Annotated in this window: 17 protein-coding genes; 14 read left to right on the top strand and 3 right to left on the bottom strand. The window is 37.4% G+C overall.

From position 1 onward, the window contains the following. The first annotated feature begins 52 nt into the window (after positions 1-52). The 3 genes from D1B32_RS06870 (at position 53) to coaD (ending at position 1,927) form a co-directional block, all read left to right on the top strand. Entirely contained in the window at positions 53-328 is a 276-nt protein-coding gene (locus D1B32_RS06870) for a YlbG family protein (protein WP_095308477.1), read from the top strand. 362 nt (positions 329-690) lie between these two features. After that, on the top strand, positions 691-1,242 hold the full coding sequence (gene rsmD / locus D1B32_RS06865; protein ID WP_095308478.1) for a 16S rRNA (guanine(966)-N(2))-methyltransferase RsmD: 552 nt from the start codon (positions 691-693) through the stop codon (positions 1,240-1,242). Between the two features lie 199 nt (positions 1,243-1,441). Further along, on the top strand, positions 1,442-1,927 hold the full coding sequence (coaD, locus tag D1B32_RS06860; protein ID WP_095308479.1) for a pantetheine-phosphate adenylyltransferase: 486 nt from the start codon (positions 1,442-1,444) through the stop codon (positions 1,925-1,927). Between the two features lie 66 nt (positions 1,928-1,993). On the opposite strand, the gene ylbJ is transcribed toward coaD, so the two are convergent. Beyond that, on the bottom strand, positions 1,994-3,205 hold the full coding sequence (ylbJ, locus tag D1B32_RS06855) for a dipicolinic acid transporter SpoVV (protein ID WP_095308480.1): 1,212 nt from the start codon (positions 3,203-3,205) through the stop codon (positions 1,994-1,996). Positions 3,206-3,394: 189 nt separating this feature from the next. Here ylbJ and D1B32_RS06850 point away from each other — a divergent pair, with 189 nt between their 5' ends. Beyond that, complete coding sequence (locus D1B32_RS06850; RefSeq protein WP_118888968.1) at positions 3,395-4,414, top strand: SepM family pheromone-processing serine protease; 1,020 nt, start codon at positions 3,395-3,397, stop codon at positions 4,412-4,414. A gap of 112 nt (positions 4,415-4,526) precedes the next feature. On the opposite strand, the gene D1B32_RS06845 is transcribed toward D1B32_RS06850, so the two are convergent. Further along, positions 4,527-5,738 carry a nucleotidyltransferase gene (locus D1B32_RS06845; protein WP_095308483.1) on the bottom strand — a complete coding sequence of 404 codons (1,212 nt, stop codon included), beginning with the start codon at positions 5,736-5,738 and terminating at the stop codon, positions 4,527-4,529. 174 nt (positions 5,739-5,912) lie between these two features. Between D1B32_RS06845 and D1B32_RS06840 the strand changes: the two genes are divergently transcribed. The 3 genes from D1B32_RS06840 to D1B32_RS06830 all read left to right on the top strand — a co-directional run bounded on the left by D1B32_RS06840 (position 5,913) and on the right by D1B32_RS06830 (position 7,554). Then, positions 5,913-6,452, top strand: a complete 540-nt coding sequence (locus D1B32_RS06840; protein WP_379600949.1) for a YceD family protein — start codon at positions 5,913-5,915, stop codon at positions 6,450-6,452. A 44-nt stretch (positions 6,453-6,496) separates the two neighbouring features. Next, positions 6,497-6,670 carry a 50S ribosomal protein L32 gene (rpmF, locus tag D1B32_RS06835; RefSeq protein WP_095308485.1) on the top strand — a complete coding sequence of 58 codons (174 nt, stop codon included), beginning with the start codon at positions 6,497-6,499 and terminating at the stop codon, positions 6,668-6,670. Between the two features lie 398 nt (positions 6,671-7,068). Continuing rightward, positions 7,069-7,554: an RsfA family transcriptional regulator gene (locus D1B32_RS06830; protein WP_095308486.1), complete on the top strand. Its 486-nt coding sequence runs from the start codon at positions 7,069-7,071 to the stop codon at positions 7,552-7,554. 99 nt (positions 7,555-7,653) lie between these two features. Here D1B32_RS06830 and D1B32_RS06825 read toward each other — a convergent pair whose 3' ends face one another. Then, the gene (locus D1B32_RS06825; protein WP_095308487.1) at positions 7,654-8,139 is read right to left on the bottom strand and encodes an N-acetyltransferase; all 486 of its coding nucleotides are present in this window, start codon (positions 8,137-8,139) and stop codon (positions 7,654-7,656) included. Between the two features lie 281 nt (positions 8,140-8,420). On the opposite strand from D1B32_RS06825, the gene D1B32_RS06820 reads away from it, so the two are divergent. The 7 genes from D1B32_RS06820 (at position 8,421) to D1B32_RS06790 (ending at position 16,926) form a co-directional block, all read left to right on the top strand. After that, entirely contained in the window at positions 8,421-8,801 is a 381-nt protein-coding gene (locus tag D1B32_RS06820; RefSeq protein WP_118888967.1) for a DUF3397 domain-containing protein, read from the top strand. 93 nt (positions 8,802-8,894) lie between these two features. Further along, positions 8,895-10,514 (top strand): bacillithiol biosynthesis cysteine-adding enzyme BshC, encoded by a 1,620-nt coding sequence (gene bshC, locus D1B32_RS06815; RefSeq protein WP_118888966.1) that lies wholly within the window; start codon positions 8,895-8,897, stop codon positions 10,512-10,514. A 210-nt stretch (positions 10,515-10,724) separates the two neighbouring features. Then, positions 10,725-11,156 carry a division/cell wall cluster transcriptional repressor MraZ gene (gene mraZ / locus D1B32_RS06810; RefSeq protein ID WP_095308491.1) on the top strand — a complete coding sequence of 144 codons (432 nt, stop codon included), beginning with the start codon at positions 10,725-10,727 and terminating at the stop codon, positions 11,154-11,156. 110 nt (positions 11,157-11,266) lie between these two features. Beyond that, positions 11,267-12,244: a 16S rRNA (cytosine(1402)-N(4))-methyltransferase RsmH gene (gene rsmH / locus D1B32_RS06805; protein WP_187393135.1), complete on the top strand. Its 978-nt coding sequence runs from the start codon at positions 11,267-11,269 to the stop codon at positions 12,242-12,244. Further along, positions 12,244-12,624 (top strand): cell division protein FtsL, encoded by a 381-nt coding sequence (gene ftsL, locus D1B32_RS06800; protein ID WP_095308493.1) that lies wholly within the window; start codon positions 12,244-12,246, stop codon positions 12,622-12,624. The genes rsmH and ftsL overlap by 1 nt, the downstream gene beginning before the upstream one ends. Before the next feature lie 16 nt (positions 12,625-12,640). Beyond that, a complete protein-coding gene (locus D1B32_RS06795; RefSeq protein WP_118888964.1) occupies positions 12,641-14,890 on the top strand; it encodes a penicillin-binding protein in 2,250 nt (749 codons plus the stop codon). A gap of 101 nt (positions 14,891-14,991) precedes the next feature. Beyond that, complete coding sequence (locus D1B32_RS06790; protein WP_118888963.1) at positions 14,992-16,926, top strand: stage V sporulation protein D; 1,935 nt, start codon at positions 14,992-14,994, stop codon at positions 16,924-16,926. Positions 16,927-16,941: the final 15 nt, after the last annotated feature.

Raw genomic sequence — 16,941 nt, 5'->3', positions numbered from 1 at the left:
AATATAGCATAAATGATCAAATTCAGAACTAAGCGGATAGTGGGGTTTTCGAGTGAGGACAAATAGACAAGGTATTGTTGTCTGGTTTCAGCATATGAAGAATATTAAGCAACTAAAGCGATATGGGAATTTGGTATATGCTTCCAAACGATTAAAATATGCTGTAATTTATATTAACCAGGATGAGATGGAAAAAGTAGAAGCGAAAATATTAAAGCAACCATTTGTTTCAAAGATAGAAAGATCGTATAAACCATTTGTCCGTACAGATTATGAAAATGCGAAACCGGACAAAGCAAAACAATATGATTATAAGATGGGAATCTAAATAAGCCTTCTTGGAATAATTATTTCCTAGCAAGGCTTTTTTGATGTTTTGAAGCCAACGTAATATAAAAAGAAAAACCTGCAGAAGATATTTCTGCAGGTCCCTTTGTTTTTCGTCCTGAAAAACAAAAAGGCAAAGGGAGAGGAGAAACCGGAGCAAGAACTTATGGGGAAGTGTAAGTCTACTCCGTTTGAAACAACCAAGCTAATAACTAGTTGTTCATAATGCTAGTATGTACCATGAAATTAATTATATACATTTATTATCATAAGATGAACTTGACCACTTATGAGATCATTGTTTTCTAATGTTTTATTTTATGGTAGGATATATGTCGAATAGCATCAAATTGAGGTGAATTCATGCGAGTTATTGCAGGTGATTTTAAAGGCAGGCAATTAAAAGCGGTTCCAGGCAAATCAACGCGACCAACAACGGATAAAGTGAAAGAAGCTGTATTTCAAATGATAGGTCCTTTTTTCGAGGGTGGGAGGGTACTTGATTTGTTTGCAGGTAGTGGATCGCTCGGAATTGAAGCGCTAAGCCGTGGAATGGATTATGGTATATTTGTTGATAAGCATCCAAAGGCAATACATACGATTCAAGAAAATATCCAAACATTGAAATTGGATCAATATGCTGAAGTATTTCGAGCAGATGCACATCGTGCAATTAAAGCAGCAGCTAAAAGAGAGTTGAAATTTGATCTTATTTTAATGGATCCACCGTATGGAAAAGTGGATTATGTAAAACTTATAGACGAAATGATGGAGCTGGACTTACTTAATACTGGTGGTACAATTTATTGTGAACATGATCCAACAGAGAAACTCCCAAATGAACAGACGGGTTTAAGTTTGGTGAAGCAAGAAAATTATGGAGGCACGATTGGAATAACAATTTATCGCACATAAATGGGCTGTAGTAACCTATCCCGGAAATCTGAGTATCGAGAGGGATCTTGTTTCATATACCTATTGATGCCAACATCTCATACTTTCCTGATTATGTTCAGGATCTTGGTTCATATCCTTGTGGTACTAGCATTCCTTGGAGAAAAGGAAATCTAAGAATTAATCCACTTTATAAATCGAAATAGGAAGGAAGTTATCGATGGGAAAGTTAGCAATTTGTCCAGGCACCTTTGATCCGATTACAAATGGACATTTGGATATTATTAGCCGAGGAGCGAAGGTATTTGATCAAGTTATTGTAGCTGTATTTAATAATCAAGCTAAATCACCACTCTTCACGGTAGAAGAAAGAATTCATTTATTAAAAGAATCCATCAAGGACATTCCAAATGTCACCGTAGATGCTTCAGACCATCTGCTAATGGATTACGCGCAGGAGAAAAATGCACATGCTGTTATCCGCGGGCTTCGTGCCGTGAGTGATTTTGAATATGAAATGCAAATTACATCCATGAATAGGAAGCTAAATGAAAATATTGAAACATTCTTCATGATGACGAATAATCAGTACTCTTTCCTTAGCTCAAGCATGGTAAAGGAAATAGCTAAGTATAATGGGAATATTAGCGGACTAGTACCTGAATTTGTAGAGCAAGCACTGAAGGAAAAATATAATCATATTTAAAAAAAGAGAAAAACCAGCTCCGTAAGCATCTGCTTTTTAGGAGCTGGTTTTTATATTCATGAAGCATTATTTGAAACTTCTCCGATAGAGAATAAACACAGATAGTGCTAGACATACAATGGTAACAACAGGTCCCACATCTTTCAGATAATAAAGGATTATCACCCAAATATTTTCTGTTAAGTCGAGATGTGAAACGGGTATTTCATTCAAATCAATTGTCTGCCTGTCTAAATATAGCGGTTTGTAGAGAATGATCGTTAATATAACGGCAAAACAACCATGTAAAATTCTTGCAAAAAAATATGGAAGATAGCGAATATCTGTTTTTGCGAGGATACTAGCTACTTGTGCATGAATCGAAAGCCCGTTAAAACCGAGAATAAAGCTAATAATTATTGCTTGCTGTAAAAGGGTGTCTGTCATCGTTTGGGAGATCATATTTGCTCCAATAGTAATTTCAAATAAACCTGAAAAAATTGGAAGTGCCAAGTCCGTAGGGAAATCGATGATTATTAAAAGCTGCTCCCAAATTGTGGCGATAGCAGATGAAATACCAACTAAAAATAACAGTTTTATTAGTACTGAAAAAAGAATGATGAATCCCCCAACCATGACCAATGTTTTAATGGAATTCAATACAGCATCGCCAAGAATCTCACCAAGCGGTTTATTCGCTTTTACACGTGATTCGTGCATTTCACGAAAAGCTTTTATTAGGGAAACTTTCTGTTTGCTCGTTTTTTTGCGATCTGTTGCTTCTTCCTTTCTTCCATAGAAACGCATGCAAATTCCAACCATTGCATTACTTGTATAATGACATACTGCTAAAAGTGCTCCTAGCTTTAAATCATGGAAAAAACCAGCGGAAATTGCACCGAAAATAAATAATGGGCTGGAATTATTAGTGAATGAAACGAGTCGTTCCGCTTCAATTTTCGACAATTGCTTCTCTTCACGTAAACGTGCTGTTATCTTCGCCCCTGTAGGATAGCCGCTTGCCATACCCATCATCCAGCCAAAGCTTCCAGAACCAGGAACGTTGAATAAGGGACGCATAATTGGTTCAAATAATATTCCAAAAAACTTTACAACCCCAAATGCTAGCAATAATTCAGCTGTAATAAAAAATGGTAGCAGGGAAGGAAATACTACTTCCCACCACATATTTAATCCACGAATGCCTGCTTCCAATGATTGATCAGGAAAGCGGATTAAAGCAATAGTCAAAAAAATTGAAAAACTTGAATAGATAAAGGTTTTAAGTAATTGTCCCAATCGAAAGCCTCCTACGAAATGAACCTAGCTCTGTACAACTTATTTCGTTAGTAGTAGAATTATTCTAGCTTGTACTAAAACATCGTTGGAAAAGTACGGGTCTATACAATATACGCTCATACATCAGATAAATATTCCATAGACATGTTAAAGAAATGTTTGGAAGGAAGAAAGGGGCTTTAAGCTGCAATGAGAATGACAAAAAGAAATATATTATTTTTTATTATCATAATTGCTCTTGTTTACTTTCTTGGTACATATCAATTACCATACTATATTCAAAAACCCGGTGGAGCGAATGCGTTGAATCCTATTGTCGAGGTTGCGGATGGTTTTGAGAGTGAAGGAGACATGCACCTTGTGACAGTAAGTGGCCTCCAAGCAACACCGATTCAGTATGTACTGGCAAAAATATTCTCGTATCATGATATTTTACCATTGGATCAAGTTTTTCCTGAGGGAATTTCACAAGATGATTATATGCATGCTCAGCTGCAGGTAATGGAGAGCTCGCAGGAGGCTGCAACAGTAGTAGCCTATGAAGCTGCTGGTGAAGAAATAACAATCGATTATCAAGGTGTCTATGTTGTTTCCGTTGTTGATGGTATGCCAGCAGAAGGAAAGCTTGAAACAGGTGACCGTATTGTTGGAATTGACGGTCAGGAAGTTCGCGAATCAGCAGACTTAATTCAGTATGTAGATGATAAAAAAGCTGGAGATACTGTTCTAATCGAATTTGTTCGTGAGGAAGAGGCGATGGAGGCTGAGATCATGCTTGAGGAATTCAGTGACTTAGACAATCGAGTGGGAATTGGAATTAGTCTTGTTACGGATCGCGATGTAACAGTTGACCGCGATATTCAGTTTACAAGTGGAAATATTGGTGGACCGAGTGCAGGATTAATGTTCACGCTGGAGATTTATGACCAATTAACAGAAGAAGATATTACAAAAGGGCATGAAATCGCTGGTACTGGAGAAATCGATTATGATGGTAATGTACTCCGGATTGGTGGGATTGATAAGAAAATAGTCGCTGCAGATAAAGAGGGAATCGATATCTTCTTTGCACCGAATGAAAATGGAGCAGCGAATTCTAATTATGAAATTGCAAAGAAAACAGCAGAAGAAATCGGAACTGATATGCAAGTTATCCCTGTCGACACTTTTGAAGATGCATTACGTTTTTTAGAGGAAATGAAAGAATAACCTGGTTATGAAACAAATCGAAGTAAACTGAGAATGATTTTAAGAATAGCTAAACAAAAATAGATCTTGCAAAAGATCTATTTTTGTTTCATTACCGCTGATTTTATTTTCATTAAAGTATGATAGGTGCTTGCAGCTCCTGTTTAAACAGCTTTTGTCTGCTTTTGGGTGGCAGAATGCTGTAATAGGTATTACTTACTTTCTCTTCGATAGATAATATATTATGTTGATTTCTACCTATGCTTGACACGATTGGAACATTCATTTGCTTCTTTTGTTGATTTAAATAATTCCTCCCATTATTGGTTAACCCGATTACACGAACATACGGTACGGAGGAGTCTTGTGAGATCATCTCAATCTCAGTTTTTTTTGTATTCGTTAAAATATGCACAAACATTCGTTGAATTCTCGTCCACGTATAACGCTTCGTTTTAATAGCCTCCACCCAATTTTGAAAGGAACTAGCTATCTTAGCTGTAGCTTTAATTCTATTTTCAATCCCCTCATCAACACCTTGTATAGTTGCGAGCTCTTCTTTCGACATGGTCATTACTCGATAGTGTAATAGCGGGAAGTATTTCTCCCAATCATGCCAATGAGAAGCCGTAAGTACATATTGCTGAAGCTGATTGACTGTTTCCCCTGGAAGGCTATCGGTAATCTTAGATGTCAATGTATGTTGTTTCATTAGCTCTTTTCGAATGCTTGTTGCACTAGCAATCGTGCCAGTTATGTTTTCATCATGAAATGCATTTGCTTTCCTCTTAATGGTTAATGGCTCAATTGGTAGCTTGTTTTCCATAATTGCTTTTACATAGCTATACCCGAGAATATTATTTGGTTTTGATAAATCCATACTCGAATCTGTCAGCCCAATCTCTTTATAAGCATATGTACTAGCTTCTGGAAAAGAGTTTCCTGCATCTAAATAATATTTTAGTGTATGATTAAAAATTGATGATTTCGCTTTAAATGTATGGTAGCTTGATAAAAAGCTATTTATTGAGCCGGATTCACTTCCGAAACAAACACTGTTTACACCGAATTCATAGAGTGTTTTAACAGCCCCAGCGGCAAAAATATCACTATGCTGTACAGCGTAAACATAAGGGAGTTCGAGCACAACATCGATGCCAGTATTTAGTGCTGCTTTTGTACGGTGGAACTTATCAATTATCGCAGGCTCACCCCGCTGCAAAAACGATCCGCTCATCACGGCAACTACACAGTCAGCAGCTGTTGTTTTTTTAGCTTCCTCCAAATGATAGACATGACCATTATGGAATGGATTGTATTCTACGATTAGACCACATGCATTCATTTCCTCAACTCCCATGGGCTTAATGGTATATATTGTAACAAAAGATAGTCATTCGCGCATCTTCCATGCTATAATGATTAGTAAAATTGCTAACGGGAAGAATACATATATGTGTAAAGAAAAAATGTTGACAAAAGCTCATTTTTCTTTTAAAATAACTCTTGTTGCCTAGAGGTGATAATATTGAAATTTACATTAAGTCAAATCAGAAAAAATGCTGTCGATAAGCCATTTGAGTTTGATGAACTTGTGAATGTCCATGAACTACAAACAATGAACAATGATATACGTAAAATCAATGATGTTCGTGTCCATGGGAAAGCAGACATTCATGGAAATCAATTCTTTTTCTCTTTTCTGATTGAAGGGGAAATGGTATTACCATGCGCTAGAACCTTGGTTGATGTACCATATCCATTTACAGTTAAAGCAAATGAAGTGTTTTCAACTTCTTCTTATGATGGCAGCGACGAAGAAGAACATGATATTCATCTTATAGATGGAGAAGTGCTTGACTTAACTCCGATTATCAAGGAAAATATTTTATTGGAAGTTCCATATCGAGTATTTTCCGAAGAAGCAAATCCAGAAGAAGGTGCTCCTTCTAAAGGAAATGGTTGGGAATTTGTTTCAGAAGTGAAAACAGAAAAGACAATAGATCCCCGTTTGAAAAAATTGGAGTCTTTGCTTAAAAATAATAAGAAAGAAAAATAAGAATTACATTCAAGTTTTACTTTCATTTGAAGGAGGTGTAAGTCATGGCAGTACCTAAACAAAGAACGTCTAAAAAAGTTAAAAATCAACGTCGTACTCATAAAAAATTACACGTACCTGGCATGGTAGAATGTTCTAATTGTGGTGAATTAACAAAACCACACCATGTTTGTAAATCTTGTGGTCACTATGATGGAAAAGAAGTAGTGAGCAACTAATATCAGGATGTATAAAAAACAGATCACATTTTTAAGTGGTCTGTTTTTTTTGAAAGAATATGCGACATAATGCGCAATTTTGGTTAGAGCGTATATCCGCTCCGGAAATATTCTTCGTTAATACTGGCTTACTACCTATAACTAACATAGATGATTGAAATACTATCGTTACTCTAAACAGCTCGGAACGATCCTGGACGGCGGGAGCTGCTCGAACTTAACAAACAGAAGTTAGTTCGTAATTTATATTATTGTATAAAAAAAGACTACAATTTTTAGCAGGAGTTGTTCTGATGGAATGTGCTTGCTGTGAAAAATTTTCAGTTTGAAACAAGAATCCTATTCTAGTACCCCTATTTTTTGCATACATTGATAGCAAACGTGTTAGGAGGGGTGTTATGAACGATACAAGGCAGGATGCATGGACAAAGGATGAGGATATTATCCTTGCTGAAACAGTATTACGCTTTATTCGAGAAGGTAGAACGCAGCTCGAAGCATTTAAAGAGGTTGCAGCCCAGCTTTCTCGTACATCAGCAGCATGTGGATTCCGCTGGAATGCTACTATTCGCAAACAATATCAAAATGCCATTCAGTTGGCTAAAGAAGAACGAAAAAGCGGGTTAAGGAAAGGGACGCCTAGTGCTAATCATAATGAATCTGCAGAACGATATACGATAGAGTCTGCTATACTTTTACTCGAGAAAATGAAAACTAATTTTGAAGATGCTGAGAAAGCGGAATTAGACAAAACGTATCAACAAAAATTAAAGGATATAGAAAAAGAAAACGAAAAGCTGAAAAATCAATTATCACGTTATGATAACGCATGGCAGGAAATGAATAAGCTATGGACTTGGGTAAGAGAAAGTAAGCAAAATTAATTCAAGATGAATGTAGAAAGTGAAACCATGATCTAATTATACTTTCATAAATAGTAAAAAATCCTGAATGGAGCCGATCCATTCAGGTCTTGCTTTTCATTAATTGGGGTTGATTTCCTTTTCTTGAACACCTTCAGGAAGCCAGATTAGTGGGTTTTCTCCTAAATCTCTTTCCATTTCATAATGGGCTTTTACAAATCCCATCTTTTCCCAGAAACCATGGGAATTTATCCGTGGACTTGTTTTGATCGGTAGTTTAGACTCTTTTGCAAAATCAACCATTAATTTTCCAATCCCTCTACCTTGGTAATCTGGTAGAACTTCAAGCTTCCATATTGTTAAATAGTCCTGTTGTGGTGAAAAGTAATAATCGTATTTTTTATTAACCTCGTATAAACTCATTCTTGCAATTAGATTATCACCATAGTAAATTCCAAAAAAAGGAGACTTACTATCGTTTTCAATGATGTTATTTTGTAAGTCTTCCATCATCGTTAATTCTTGATTTCCATATTCTTTAAATCGCTTAAATTTTTCGAGTGTCTTATAATTGACTAAAAGATTTTCGACTTTTAAATGATCCATTAGCTTTCTCCCCTATCTAAAGTTAGTACCTATTTTCCCCATGTTCCTACCTGGAACATTGCGGAAGCGTTTACCTCATGTGAGTCAAGTGTCTGTATAAATACAGTATAATACAAAAATGATAATTTTTAAATAAATTGTAAACCTATGAATGTATAATCACAAAATAACTAGAAATTTTAATCCATCTTGTATGCTTATCTGTTACAATAAAAAATAAGTTTATTGGGATGGTATTTAAAATAATTGAAGGATAATAGAAAAGGAGAAAACAAAAGCACATGCTTGATTATTTCATTTATAGTATTGCGTTTTTTATTACAATTCCACTTGTTGCAACTATACTCATTTATATAATTTCCATAAAAAAACATGGAAACAAATTGCGAGCCTTGCATCAAGCTGTTAATTGGACAACTTGTTTTTATATTATCGCAGTCTCGATTATGCTAAAACTAATTGTTGGAAGCAGCTTTGCGGGCTGGATGGTTGTTTTATTTTTGATTGCTCTTGGGAGTGTAATTATATTCCAATGGAAAAGCCAGACTGAGATAGTTTTTCGGAAGGCGATAAAGATCATATGGCGATTGGCTTTCTTGTTGTATTTTACAATGTACATATTACTAACATTTATCGGGGTCATCCAGCGGTTAATAGGTTAAATGATGAAGTATAAACAGATTAGGTGAAATGGATGCAGTTTTTATGTACAATACAATTTGTACATAATGATATATAGAAGGAGAACGGAATCCATGCGAATCAACCCTATACAACTGAAGACTCAAAGTCAGCTGATAACGGATTACCGTAATAATGCAGGTACTATTATGGATTTCTTTGATTATCTACCTCATGATAATTACTATCAGCGAGTCAGAGATCTACATGAACGTACTTTTGAGCGGAAACAGTTAACGGATGTATTATTTACGATGAATAAGGAGTGGGGCGCACCAGCGTCAACTTTGAATAATATTGAAAGGTTAAAAGAAACGGATAGTGTTGTGGTGATAGGAGGACAACAGGCGGGCCTCTTAACAGGACCAATGTACACAATAAATAAGATTGTCTCTATTATCCAACTCGCCGGGCAGCAGGAGGAAAAGTTAGGGATTCCGGTAATTCCTGTTTTCTGGATTGCTGGGGAAGATCATGATTTTGAAGAAATTAATCATGTTTATTTACCTGATGCCAACAATATGAAAAAATATAAAATCCGTCATCGTTTAATGGATAAACGCTCTGTATCGAATATATCCATTAATCGATCCGCTCTCGTTGAATGGGTAGATGAATTGTTTGAGCAGTTGAAAGAGACCAAGTTTACGAAACGAATTTATGCTACTATTCATGAAGCTATTGAGTTATCAAACACCTATACAGACTTTTTTGCTCGAGTGATTTTTCATCTATTTAATGAAGATGGACTTGTCGTTGTTGATTCTGGCAGTGCTAAGACAAGACAGCTGGAAACAGAACATTTCAAGAAAATGATAAGGCATCAGGAGGAGATCAGTTTGGAGGTGTTTAATGCTTCTGAACGACTTGCTAAAGATGGATATGCTATATCTTTAGAGCTAAGTGAGGCGGTCGGCCATTTGTTTTACCATAAAGATCAGGAACGAATACTCCTTTTTAGAAATGATGAAGGGGAATGGGTTGGAAAACAGAATGAAGTGTGTTTTCAAACAAATGAATTAATTTCTATTGCTGAAAACTACCCAGAACGGTTAAGTAATAATGTGGTAACCCGCCCATTGATGCAGGAGTTACTATTTCCAACATTAGCATTTGTTGGCGGACCAGGTGAAATTGGTTATTGGGCTGCATTACAACCTGCATTTCATGCTTTGAATATCAAAATGCCGCCAGTTGTTCCTAGACTTTCGTTCACTATTGTTGAAGACAAAGTGAAGAAAGCATTGGAAAAACTTGATATTGATATAGCTGATGCAATCAATAAAGGTGTTCGCGTTACAAAGGAAAAATGGCTGCAATCAAAAAGTAATCCTCCAGTTGAAGATTTATCCATTCAAATGAAGGAAGTTATTGAGACAGCTCATCAGCCGCTAAGGAAATTAGCTAAGAGTATTCGAGCTGATATTGGCGATTTGAGTGAAAAGAACTTAGAATATCTATATCGCGATATTGACTTTTTAACAGAACGGATCGTGAAAGTTTTAGAAGAAAAGTATGAAAAAGAATTACGAACCTTTGATGAAATAGAAAGGACGTTACACCCACAGGGGGGATTACAGGAACGGGTTTGGAATCCGTTGCCATGGATCAATACCTATGGGATAGAGTTTATTTCAGAGCTAACATATCGACCTTATGATTTTGAGAAAGGTCATTATATTATTTATATTTAATTGTTTTAGGGAAACTATCACCACTATCCCCCACCATTTTATAAAACAATAAGAAGAAGCTGTCAAACGTTGATATGACAGCTTTTTCTTATTGTTTTTATCTGGTAAAAAAGACCTATTTTAATAAGAGGTAGATATTTTTTAATAAATAAAGTGGAGGATAGTGGAGGGATGTGGTAATATAAAAAATATGAAAGTGGGGCGGACTAGATGTTCATGGGCGAATACCTACATAGCATTGATACAAAAGGTAGAATTATTGTCCCTTCCAAGTTTCGTGAAAATCTCGGAGCTAGCTTCGTGGTGACGCGCGGATTGGATAAGTGTCTATTCGCATACCCTATGGAAGAATGGAAAATTTTAGAAGAAAAATTAAAGAAACTCCCACTTACTAAAAAGGATGCCAGAGCGTTTACTCGTTTTTTCTTTTCCGGAGCTGTTGAATGTGAAGTGGATAAGCAGGGAAGAATAAATATTCCTCCAACGCTTCGCAAGTATGCAAACCTGGAAAAAGATTGTAACGTTATCGGCGTATCAAACCGTGTAGAGTTCTGGGCAAGTGACAGCTGGGAAGAATATGTTACAGATTCTGAGGAATCCTTTGGAGAGATTGCCGAAAATCTAATGGATTTTGATCTTTAATAATACGAAAGCGTAGGCGCAGGGCGCTGGAGCTGGACGTAATCTTCTTGGAAAAGCTTTTTCACAGAGCGGCTGGACATTAGTCGTAAATCAATAAAGTGGGTGTAAGTATGTTTGAACATTATAGTGTTTTAAGAGAAGAAACGATAAAGGGATTGGCGATTAATCCGAACGGTACATATGTAGATTGTACGGTAGGTGGTGGTGGTCACTCGCTAGAAATCGCCAAGAGACTGAGTGAAGATGGATTACTAATTGCATTTGACCAGGATCTTGATGCCTTAGAAGCTGCGAAATCAAGGTTGAAAGCATATGAGGATAGAATATTGTTTGTTCATTCCAATTTTCGAGGATTGGAAAAGGAACTGACAAACAGACAAATAACGTATGTAGATGGAATTTTATTTGACCTTGGTGTTTCCTCACCCCAGCTAGATAGAGGGGAAAGAGGATTCAGCTATCATCACGATGCCGAGCTGGATATGCGTATGAACCAGACAGAAGAGCTGACAGCTTATGAAATTGTTAATACGTGGCCTTATAGTCAGTTGGTCTCTATTTTTTTCAATTACGGAGAAGAGAAATTTTCAAAACAAATTGCAAGGAAAATTGAGGCCTACCGTGAGAAAGAGGAAATAAGAACAACTCATCAATTGGTAGAAATTATTAAAGAAGGTATCCCCGCAGCAGCAAGACGTAAAGGTGGACATCCTGCAAAGCGGATTTTCCAAGCGTTGCGTATCGCAGTAAATGATGAATTGGCGGCATTTAATGATGCACTGCACCAAGCTGCAAAAATGGTGGGTGTAGAAGGCAGAATTGCGGTTATTACTTTCCATTCGCTTGAAGATAGACTTTGTAAACAAGCATTTAAGAAATGGAGCACGGAAAAGGATACCCCAAGGAATTTACCAATAATTCCAGCAGAACATCAAGCGCCATTTAAATTAATTACAAGAAAACCAGTTATGCCAGGGGATTATGAATTAGATGAAAATCGAAGATCGCGTTCGGCAAAATTACGTGTTGTTGAGAAAGTAACTGAATGGAGAAATGAATTTACTTATGAAGAAGGGTGGAAGAAATAATGAGTGCTAACGGAGCCCGTAATTGGCAGCAAATCAATCCACAGTATACTCCAAACACAGAAAAAGAAAAGAAAGTTTCTGTTAAAGTAAAAAATAATGGATGGATAACTAAAGGTGAGAAAGTTATATACTCCTTTATTGGGGCGTGTCTCGTCATTTCCGGTATTTATATGGTGTCATTTTCTTCGACAACTGATACAATAAATAGGGAACTTCAGCAGCTTGAACAAACCGTTAATACGCAACAGGTAACAAATGATGGTCTCATGTTTGAAGTGAAGGAATTGTCAAGACCGGAACGAATTATCGAGATTGCAGACAAAAATGGATTGAAAATCCAAAATGCGGAAGTAAAGCAAGCGCAGACGTTTAACAACTAAGCAAGGGGCTTGACATATGAATAAAAACAAGACAACGCATTTGATGGCGGGAGTATTCATCATTATCTTTGTCGCTGTTTTCTTAATTCTAACTGGACGGTTTATATACATCCAGGCAACAGGCGAAATAAATGGTGTTTCATTGGAGGAATGGGCCGAACAGAAACGGACCTCATCCTTTACACTAAGTGCTGAAAGAGGAAAGATTTACGATAACAATGGAATGGTACTTGCGTACGATAGACCAACTTATCGAATGTATGCAATTATTGATGAAACGTATTCTGAAAAGTCAGAGGCGCCCCTGCATGTAGAAGATCCACAAAAAACTGCAGAAATATTGGCGCCTCTTTTAGATGTAGAGGTAAGTGATATACTAGATCCTTTAAAAAGAGGGCTTGAGAATAATAGATTCCAAGTAGAGTTTGGTAAAATCGGTAAAGAGATTCCGCAAAAGAAAAAAGATGAGATTGAAGAATTAAATATTCCAGGTATTCAATTTGAAGAGGAAGCCTTAAGGTACTACCCTAATGGAATGTTTGCATCTCATATCATTGGCTTTGCTCGGGAAACTGAGGTTAAAACAGAAGAAGGAATACGAGATGAAATTGTTGGGATAGCTGGTATGGAAAATGAAATGAATGAACTTCTTGGTGGAAAACAAGGTTATATTTCTTATCAGCGGGATAGATACAATAAAAAGTTATTGGATCCCAAGGAAATCATTCACCTACCTGAGGACGGTGATGATGTTTATTTAACAATCGACCAAAAAATTCAAACTTTAATGGAAGAAGCATTATCTCAGGTTGATGAGCAATACAATCCTAAGAAAATGACTGCTATTGTTATGGATCCGAAAACAGGAAAGGTGTTAGCGATGAGTAGTCGCCCAAGCTATGATCCTAACAATCCAACAAATGTTGAGAACTGGTATAACGATGTTATTTCCACTCCATTTGAACCTGGCTCTACGATTAAAATGTTTACTTGGGCAGCAGCGATTGAAGAAGGGGTTTATAATGGTGCAGAAAAGTTTAAATCAGGAAGCTATCAGCCAAATGAAAAGATTAACAAGATTAATGACCACAATGGTGGGAAAGGCTGGGGACCGATTTCCTACGATGAAGGCTTCCAACGTTCTTCCAATGTTGCAGCTGCAAAGCTTGCATGGGAAAAACTAGGTGCTGATACATTTTTAGAGTATTTACACGCTTTTGATTTTGACGAAGAAACAGGTATTGATTTGCCGGGAGAGGTAAGTGGACAGATTTTGTACAATTGGCCATTGGAAAAAATTACAACTGCTTTTGGTCAAGGAAGTACAACAACACCAATCCAGCAAATGAAGGCAGCGACAGCAATTGCAAACGGCGGAAAGATGCTTCAGCCTTATGTCATCGATAAAATTGTTGACTCATCAACTGGTGAAACGATAGAACAGAAGGAACCAAGAGTGGTTGGTGAGCCAATATCAGAAGGAACTTCACAGCAAGTGCTAGAATTACTAGATTCGGTCGTTAATGGGGAAAATGGTACCGGGAAATCATATCAGCTAGATGATTATACAGTTGGCGGAAAAAGTGGTACAGCTGAAATACCGAACCCTGATGGACCTGGTTATTTAACAGGAAGAGAAAACTACGTCTTTTCATTTCTTGGTATGGCTCCAATTGAGGATCCGCAGCTAATGATGTATGTTTCTGTACAGCAGCCTGAGTTAGAACCAACGGAAGCTAGGTCTGCTCCAGTTTCGTTTATTTTTAAAAATGTAATGGAAAATAGCTTGCACTATTTAAATATCGATCCAAGTAACGAAGAAAAAGATGTCGTCCAACAACTAACCGTTCCTAAAGTAGTTGGCGGGAACTCTTCAGAAATAGTTGCGGAACTGAAAGATAAAGGGTTAGAAGTCTCCCTGGTAGGGGACGGAGAATCCATTGTTTCTGCAAGTGTGGAGGAAGGAGAAACGGTATTTCCAAGTGAGCGTGTTATTCTAGTTACAGATGAACCTGTGATGCCCGATATTACCGGATGGTCTCTAAGAGATGTAATGAAATTAGCTGAATTAATGCAATTAAAGACAGAGACATTTGGTAATGGATATGTAGTGACTCAGAACATACCTAAAGGAACTCCGCTTAAAAAGAATGATTACTTAGGAATTGAATTATTACCTCCAAATGAGGAGCAAGATGAAGAAACAAATAATAATGAAGAGGGTACGGAGGGAATATCAGACGAGTCCACGTCTCAAGAAGAGTAAATTTAGTCTTCGAATAACAGTTATGTAGTTAAACAGTGTTCTATTCAGTTTTTTTTACTCATATAGTGATTACAAACCAGCCTGGGAAAAGGGGATGGAGAATGAAACGTGTATCCACTGTTACAGTAAAAAAACGAATCGTCACTGTTTTTCTTTTGGGACTTCTTCTATTGGCGATTATTATTATTCGATTAGGGTATGTGCAATTTGTTATGGGTGAACGATTAACCGGACAAGCACACGACCTTTGGACGCGGGATATTAGTTTTCAAGCAGAACGTGGCTACATATTGGATGCAGAAGGAGATATTTTAGCTGAGAATGTTACTGCGCCTTCGGTAATCGCGATTCCGCGACAAGTAGAGGAACCAGAAGATGCTGCAGGAAAGTTAGCAAAAATATTGGGCATGCCAGAGGAAAAGGTTTTAGAAAATTTAACGAAAAATGAATCGAGTGTAAGCTTTCGACCGGAAGGAATTAAAATTTCGGAAGAACAAGAAACAGCAATACGGGAATTGAATATGAAAGGTATATACTTGGCAAAGGATTCAAAACGACATTATCCATATGGAGATGACTTATCTCATGTTCTCGGTTTTACAGGGATTGATAATCAAGGACTAATGGGACTGGAGTTGTCGTATGAAGATAAACTTGCTGGCGAGCCTGGAAGCCTCTCTTTCTATTCGGATGCGAAAGGACGAAGGCTGGATAATTTAGCGGATGTTTATAAACCTCCAACAGATGGCTTGAATTTAAAGACAACAATTAATTCCAAGGTACAAGCTATTATGGAGCGAGAACTAGATGCAGCTGTTTTAAAATATAATCCAGATGGAGCATTGGCAATAGCTCTTAATCCGAAAACCGGCGGTGTTCTCGGCATGACAACCCGTCCAAATTTCCATCCGGAAAATTATCAGGATGTAGATGCATCGATATTTGGTAGGAATTTACCGATTTGGAGTACGTATGAGCCTGGTTCGACTTTTAAAATAATAACACTTGCTGCAGCATTAGAGGAAAAAGTGGTTGACCTTGAAGAAGACACATATCATGATACTGGGCATATAACGGTAGGTGGCGCAAAAATCCGCTGCTGGAAAAGTGGAGGACATGGACATCAAAGCTATTTAGAAGTTGTTCAAAATTCATGTAACCCGGGATTCGTAAATCTCGGCCAACTCCTAGGAACAGAAAAATTGTTTTCGTATATTGATGCGTTTGGATTTGGAAAGAAAACGGGAATAGACTTACAAGGAGAAGGCAATGGGATACTCTTTAATCCTGAAAATGTAGGTCCTGTCGAATTAGCCACTACTTCATTCGGGCAAGGGGTTTCTGTTACACCGATCCAGCAGGTGATGGCAGTTGCTGCTGCGATTAATGGTGGCTATCTATATGAACCATATATAGCGGAAGAATGGATAGATCCGGTCACAGGTGAAACCGTTGAAAAGGTAGAGCCGAATATGAAACAGCGTGTGATTTCAAGCGGTACTTCTGATGAAGTTCGCAGTGCACTAGAAAGTGTAGTTGCACAAGGAACAGGCCGGCCTGCATATGTAGATGGTTATCGTGTTGGTGGAAAAACAGGAACGGCGCAAAAGGTTGGTCCAAATGGTGGCTATTTAGAAAATAATTACATTGTTTCGTTTATTGGATTTGCGCCAGCGGATGATCCGGAGATTGTTGTCTATGTAGCAGTAGATAATCCGAAAAACACCATCCAGTTTGGTGGTGTCGTCGCTGCGCCGATTGTAGGTACAATCATCGGGGACAGTTTAAGAGCAATGGAAGTTAAGCCAAGAGATGACGGTTTGGAAAAAGACTATCTATGGCCGGAACAGCCAAAAGTCGAAGTTCCAGATATGATAGGACAAACGAAACAGGAGCTGGCCGAATATTTACTTGATTTGACGATTGAGACTAATGGAGAAGGTGAATATATTGCGGACCAGTCTCCAAAACCAGGTACAAAACTGGAACCAGGATCTACCGTCAGAATTTATTTATCTGATGAAAAACATCGTTAATTGGACGGAAATTTG

This window comes from Oceanobacillus profundus (genome assembly GCF_003515705.1).
Classification (GTDB): domain Bacteria; phylum Bacillota; class Bacilli; order Bacillales; family Amphibacillaceae; genus Oceanobacillus; species Oceanobacillus profundus.
This window is presented reverse-complemented; position numbering and strand designations above follow the sequence as displayed.

Excerpts from the sequence above, each read along its gene's own strand:
- D1B32_RS06825 (WP_095308487.1), bottom strand. The coding sequence starts at position 8,139 with ATGGATCATTTAAAAGTCGAAAATCTTTTAGTCAATTATAAGACACTC.
- D1B32_RS06795 (WP_118888964.1), top strand. The coding sequence starts at position 12,641 with ATGAATAAAAACAAGACAACGCATTTGATGGCGGGAGTATTCATCATT.
- coaD (WP_095308479.1), top strand. The coding sequence starts at position 1,442 with ATGGGAAAGTTAGCAATTTGTCCAGGCACCTTTGATCCGATTACAAAT.
- rsmD (WP_095308478.1), top strand. The coding sequence starts at position 691 with ATGCGAGTTATTGCAGGTGATTTTAAAGGCAGGCAATTAAAAGCGGTT.
- D1B32_RS06830 (WP_095308486.1), top strand. The coding sequence starts at position 7,069 with ATGAACGATACAAGGCAGGATGCATGGACAAAGGATGAGGATATTATC.
- D1B32_RS06845 (WP_095308483.1), bottom strand. The coding sequence starts at position 5,738 with ATGAATGCATGTGGTCTAATCGTAGAATACAATCCATTCCATAATGGT.
- D1B32_RS06850 (WP_118888968.1), top strand. The coding sequence starts at position 3,395 with ATGAGAATGACAAAAAGAAATATATTATTTTTTATTATCATAATTGCT.
- D1B32_RS06820 (WP_118888967.1), top strand. The coding sequence starts at position 8,421 with ATGCTTGATTATTTCATTTATAGTATTGCGTTTTTTATTACAATTCCA.
- mraZ (WP_095308491.1), top strand. The coding sequence starts at position 10,725 with ATGTTCATGGGCGAATACCTACATAGCATTGATACAAAAGGTAGAATT.
- rpmF (WP_095308485.1), top strand. The coding sequence starts at position 6,497 with ATGGCAGTACCTAAACAAAGAACGTCTAAAAAAGTTAAAAATCAACGT.
- bshC (WP_118888966.1), top strand. The coding sequence starts at position 8,895 with ATGCGAATCAACCCTATACAACTGAAGACTCAAAGTCAGCTGATAACG.
- ftsL (WP_095308493.1), top strand. The coding sequence starts at position 12,244 with ATGAGTGCTAACGGAGCCCGTAATTGGCAGCAAATCAATCCACAGTAT.
- D1B32_RS06790 (WP_118888963.1), top strand. The coding sequence starts at position 14,992 with ATGAAACGTGTATCCACTGTTACAGTAAAAAAACGAATCGTCACTGTT.
- rsmH (WP_187393135.1), top strand. The coding sequence starts at position 11,267 with ATGTTTGAACATTATAGTGTTTTAAGAGAAGAAACGATAAAGGGATTG.